Source organism: Actinoplanes sp. NPDC051633 (assembly GCF_040681735.1).
Lineage (GTDB): Bacteria > Actinomycetota > Actinomycetes > Mycobacteriales > Micromonosporaceae > Actinoplanes.
In genome coordinates, this window is the sequence record NZ_JBFAZH010001439.1 from 1 (window position 1) to 1,737 (window position 1,737).

1 protein-coding gene is annotated in these 1,737 nt (G+C 72.9%); it reads left to right on the forward strand.

The window, feature by feature from the left end; genetic code table 11:
- Window positions 1-70: 70 nt before the first annotated feature.
- Window positions 71-1,737, forward strand: a 1,667-nt coding sequence (locus AB0M20_RS41845; protein ID WP_364306915.1) for a tetratricopeptide repeat protein, incomplete at its 3' end; no start/stop codon positions are given.

Below are 1,737 nucleotides of genomic sequence, written 5' to 3' on the forward strand. Positions count from 1 at the left end.
GCCCGGCCGACCGGGCGGAGGCCGCGGCGGCGGTGGACGAGTTCGCGGCCGCGGTGCGGGCGGTCCGCCCGTGAAGTGTCCACGGCCCGGCTGCACCGGCACGATCGACGACACGAAATTCTGCGACACCTGCAACCGACCGGCTCCGGCCGGCCGGTCCACGGTCGAGGCCATGGTCGAGCCCACGGTCGAGTCCATGGCCGGGTCCACGGTGCCGCCGGCCGTCGACGAGCCGTCGTCGGTGGAGGGTCCCAAGACGTTCGACGTGGCCGGGCTGGTGCCGATGCCGGTGCTGGTCACGGCCGACCCGACCAGCCGGCTGATGGACGGGACCGAGGTGCTCAGCGCGCGGCGCCGCTGCGGGCGCAACGGCTGCACCGGGGAGATCGGCGGCAGCTACGCCGGGCAGCCGGCCGTCCTCGAGGGCGTCTGCGACGAGTGCGGCCACCCGTACTCGTTGAAGGCCCGGCTCAAGAAGGGTGACCTCGTCGCAGGGCAGTACGAGGTGATGGGCCCGCTGGCCCAGTCCGGCTTCGGCTGGGTCTACCTGGCGCGGGACCGGCACCTGGACGACAACTATGTGGTCCTCAAAGGACTGATCAACGCGAACGACAGCCGGGCCGCCGAGATGGCCGTGCGCGAACGGCAGTACCTGACCCGGCTCAACCACACGAACATCGTGCGGATCTACAACGCGGTCACGCACACCGACGCCAAGACCGGCGAGCACACCGGTTACATCGTGATGGGCTACGTGGACGGGCCGTCGCTGGACGAGGTGCGCCGGCTGGCGCGTACCAGTGGCCGCGACTCGGACCGGCTGCCGCTCGAACACATCCTCGGCATGGGCCACGAGATCCTCGCCGCGCTCGACTACCTGCACGGGCAGGGCCTGCTCTACTGCGACATGAAGCCGGCCAACGTGATGCGCGGCAGCGACCGGATCACCGTCATCGACCTGGGCGCCATGACGGAGATCGCGGCCGCCGACCGGTCCACCGTCGGCACGGTCCCCTACCGCGCGCCCAAGGAGGAGCTCCAGACCCGCGGCGCCACCGTCAAGTCCGATGTGCACACGGTCGGCCGGACACTGGAGAAGCTCTTCGCCGACGCCGGCCGGGCCGGTGACGTGCCGCCGATCGCCGCCGAGTCGTTCGACCGGCTGATCCGGCGCGCCGTCGAGCCCGACTACCCGCGCCGGTTCGCGTCCGCGGCCGAGATGTCCGAGCAGCTCGTGGGCGTGCTGCGGGAGCTGCTCTCGCTGCGCGACGGCACCGAGCACGCGGCCGCGTCGATGCTGTTCGCGCCGACCGCCGAGCTGATCGACGGCGAGCTCGGCATGGTGCCGCCCCTGGAACGCTGGACCACGAGACGGCTGCCGTCCGGCGTCGCCGACCCGCCGTCCAACCGCTCGGTCGCGCTGGGCCTGCCGATCCCCCGCACCGACCCGTTCGACCCCGGCGCGCGCTTCCTCGGCGGCGGCCTCCGCCGCGATCCACGCGACCTGATCGCGCGGCTGCAGGAGGGCGGCGAGAATTCGGCCGAGCTGTGGCTGCGGGGCTGCCGTGCCCACCTCGAGCTGGGCGACACGGCGCCGGCCGAGCGCTGTCTCGAGGCCGCGGAGAAGATCTTGGGGGGTACGCCCGGAGCGTGGCGCCTCGAGTGGTACGGCGGGCTGCTGGCGTTCGCCCGGGGCGACATCGCGGACGCGGCGGCCCTGTTCACCGCGGTCCGCGA